Below are 3,256 nucleotides of genomic sequence, written 5' to 3'. Positions count from 1 at the left end.
GCGCAGCGCCGCCGGGCAAATCAGGCGACGATGCGGCTGATGCCCTTTCTCCCACAACCCGCTCTACTCAATTGATTTTTCACCCCGAAAAAGGTACGTTTTCGCCTCAATTCCAGCGTGGACATACCAGCATTATGCCGATTATTCAGTCTGTTGAACGTGCGTTGCAGATCCTCGACCTGTTCAACGAGCAGGCCACCGAGCTTAAGATCACCGACATCAGCAAACTGATGGGGCTGAGCAAGAGTACCCTCCACTCGCTGCTGAAAACCCTCCAGCTTCACGGCTATATCGATCAGAACCCGGAGAACGGTAAGTATCGCCTCGGCATGAAGCTGGTCGAGCGCGGGCATTTTGTCGTGGGCTCGATGGATATTCGGCAGAAGGCGAAAGGCTGGCTGACGGAGCTGTCCCGGCGAACCGGGCAGACTACCCATCTGGGGATCCTGGACGGGCGTGAAGGGGTCTATATCGAGAAGATTGAAGGCAAGCTCGCTGCCATCGCCTATTCGCGCATCGGCCGCCGCCTGCCGGTTCACGCCACCGCCATCGGCAAGGTGTTGATTGCCTGGCTGGGCGAGGCCGAGCTGAACGCCCTGCTGGAGGGCTATCAGTACACCACCTATACCCCTTCTACCCTTGCCTCTCGCGAAGCCTTAATGAGTGCCCTGGCGCAGACCCGCGAGCAGGGCTATGCCCTGGATAGCGAAGAGAACGAGCAGGGCGTGCGCTGCGTGGCGGTGCCGGTGTGGAACCACGAGTCCCGCGTCATCGCCGCCCTGAGCCTGTCGACGCTGACCTCCCGCGTGGACGACGCCGAGCTGGCTGATTTCCGCGAGCAGCTTCAGCAGGCCGGGCTCCAGCTCTCACGCGCGCCCGGCCTGAGCCGTCAGACCGGCTCGTAGGTGAAGTAGTCGAAGTCAGCGTGGCAGCCGTCGCCGCTGATGTCCTCGCAGTGCAGTCCCACAAACGCGCCGGTGAAGAAGCCGCGCCCGCCGATATAGTCATCCGACAGCTTCCACGCCTCATACGTCACCGGCACGGTGTGCCACGTCTCGCCGTCGAACGAGTAGCTGTAGCGGTAGACCAGCGCATCCACATCCACCCTTAGCCAGACGCTCTTCGCACTCTCCGGCACGGGAATGGGCTGCTCGTGCAGCGGCCACGACGGCACGTTGTGGTCGAGCTGAATAACCTTAATCGTTCTGCCCTGCCCCTCCTCGTAGTCCACAAAGCAGTAGCTCCAGTTTTTGCTGTTGTAGTAGCAGGTCAGCCCCGCGCTCTGCTGGAAGTGCACCGGCGAGAACTGCATCCGCGTCTCGGCCCGGAAGGTGAAGTGCTGCCAGCGGCGCGCCACGGTCGACTGGGTAAAGGTCGAGTTGAGCGAGTCGTTGCCGTATAACCGTAAATAGCCGGAGCGCGCGGTGAGCGAGCCGAGGGTGTCGTCGAACGGAATGCGCAGAGTCTGCAATTCAGGGTCAAGCGTGCTGCCGTCGAAATCATCCCGCCAGCTACCCTGAACGGCGGCGGGCTGCTCCGCCACCTGCGGGCCTTTCACGGTCAGCTGCGCGTGCTTACCGCCCTCCACGTACGGCCAGCCATCGCGCCATTCAATGCGGGCGATGCCGGTCTCGCGCCCCAGCGGACAGTAACCGCGTCCGCCTGAGGCCAGCAGCGGCACGCCGGGCAGGCGCAGCGGGCGGCTGGTAAGGTAGGCCATATACCACTCCCCGGTGTGGGTTTGCAGCAGCGAGCCGTGGCCGCTCTTTTGCAGCGGGTTCTCCGGCAGGTGCCAGCTGGTCATCATCGTCACATCCGGGTGAAGCTCGTACGGCCCGTCGATGGTTTTTGCACGCAGCACCACGACGGCGTGCTCGTAGCTGGTGCCGCCTTCGGCAACCATCAGGTAGTACCATCCCGCGTGCCGATAAAGATGCGCCCCTTCGGTGTAGCAGAGCGGCGTGCCGGTAAACAGCGTTTTGCGCTCCGGCGAGAGGGTGCCGGTCTGCGGGTCAAACTCCTGCATCACGATGGTGTTGTGCGGGTTGCTGTGATGGCGCGGTCCCCACGGGCGGTAGAGGTAGTATTTGCGGCCATCGTCGTCGTGGAACAGGGACGGATCGAACCCGCCGTTGCCCATCGGGACCGGCTCGCTCCATGGCCCCTCAATGGACGGCGCGGTGACGAGGAAGTTGCGGCCATTTTTCCACGGCGAATCGACAATCTTCACGTCGGTATAGAGCAGCCAGAATTTGCCGTCGGCGTAGCTCAGGCACGGCGCCCAGATACCGCCGGAGTCCGGGTTGCCCTTCATATCCAGCATCGACACGCGGTCCAGCGGCGTGCTGACCAGCGTCCAGTTTTTCAGGTCGCGGGAGTGATAGATGCGCACGCCCGGGAACCACTCGAAGGTCGAGGTGGCGATGTAGTAGTCCTCGCCCTGGCGGCACAGGGACGGGTCCGGGTTGAAGCCGGNNNTAGTGATTTCCATGTTGCCTCCGGTTAATGGGATGCGGCTGTCGCGGCGTCGGGAATGGCCTCGCCCTGCGCCGCGCGGTGCTTGATCAGCTGCTGGCTGATGGCCTCCACGCGGGCGTCGGTGAGCTTATAAAACGACAGCATGATGAACATGCCCGCATAGAGCACCACGGGCACCACGCAGAACAGAATTTTGATGGTGGTGAGCACCTCGACCGGCTGCACGCTGCTGCTGGCGGAGTAGTTCACGTACGCCAGGATCCAGCCCACCACTGCCCCGCCAATCGCCAGGCCAATCTTCAGGCTGAACAGGTAGGTGGAGAACACCAGCCCGTCCAGGCGTCGCCCGCTGCGGCTCTCCTCGTAATCCACCACGTCAGAGGCCATCAGCCATTGCAGCGGCGTGGTGGTGTTAAACACAAACAGGAACAGGATGTTGAGGGCGAAAATCAGCGCAATATGCTCCGCCGGGGTGACGAAAATCAGCAGGCTAATCAGCGAGTAGGCGACGATGATCCACTTAAAGGCGGTGACGCGGTCGAAGCGGCCCAGCAGACGAGACGAGCAGAGCGAGCCGAACATGGTGGCGAGGCTGCCGTAAAGTAAAAACTGGGTCGCCATCTCCGGGTGATCCATCACGTATTTCACGAAGTAGAGCGTCGCCCCGCCGCGCACCACGTTGGAGCAGGTCGCCATCATCTTGAAGGCGCACATGATCCGCCACTGGCCGTTGCCCAGCAGCAGCTTAAGATCTTTCGCCACCGACGAGCCAGGCTGC

General features: G+C 62.3%; 3 protein-coding genes. 1 reads left to right on the top strand and 2 read right to left on the bottom strand.

Features of this window, described 5'->3' with window-relative positions; all coding sequences use genetic code 11:
• Positions 1-134 precede the first annotated feature (134 nt).
• On the top strand, positions 135-905 hold the full coding sequence (xynR, locus tag INF61_RS22500; protein WP_193548141.1) for a DNA-binding transcriptional repressor XynR: 771 nt from the start codon (positions 135-137) through the stop codon (positions 903-905).
• On the opposite strand, the gene INF61_RS22495 is transcribed toward xynR, so the two are convergent.
• Both INF61_RS22495 and INF61_RS22490 read right to left on the bottom strand, forming a co-directional pair.
• Entirely contained in the window at positions 890-2,491 is a 1,602-nt protein-coding gene (locus tag INF61_RS22495; RefSeq protein ID WP_193548138.1) for a glycoside hydrolase family 43 protein, read from the bottom strand. The two genes, xynR and INF61_RS22495, sit on opposite strands and share 16 nt — an antisense overlap.
• A gap of 11 nt (positions 2,492-2,502) precedes the next feature.
• On the bottom strand, positions 2,503-3,256 hold a 754-nt coding region (locus INF61_RS22490; RefSeq protein WP_193548137.1), incomplete at its 5' end, for an MFS transporter.

Source organism: Enterobacter cloacae complex sp. P18RS, assembly GCF_014982105.1.
GTDB lineage: Bacteria > Pseudomonadota > Gammaproteobacteria > Enterobacterales > Enterobacteriaceae > Enterobacter > Enterobacter hormaechei_C.
This window is presented reverse-complemented; position numbering and strand designations above follow the sequence as displayed.

Excerpts from the sequence above, each read along its gene's own strand:
- xynR (WP_193548141.1), top strand. The coding sequence starts at position 135 with ATGCCGATTATTCAGTCTGTTGAACGTGCGTTGCAGATCCTCGACCTG.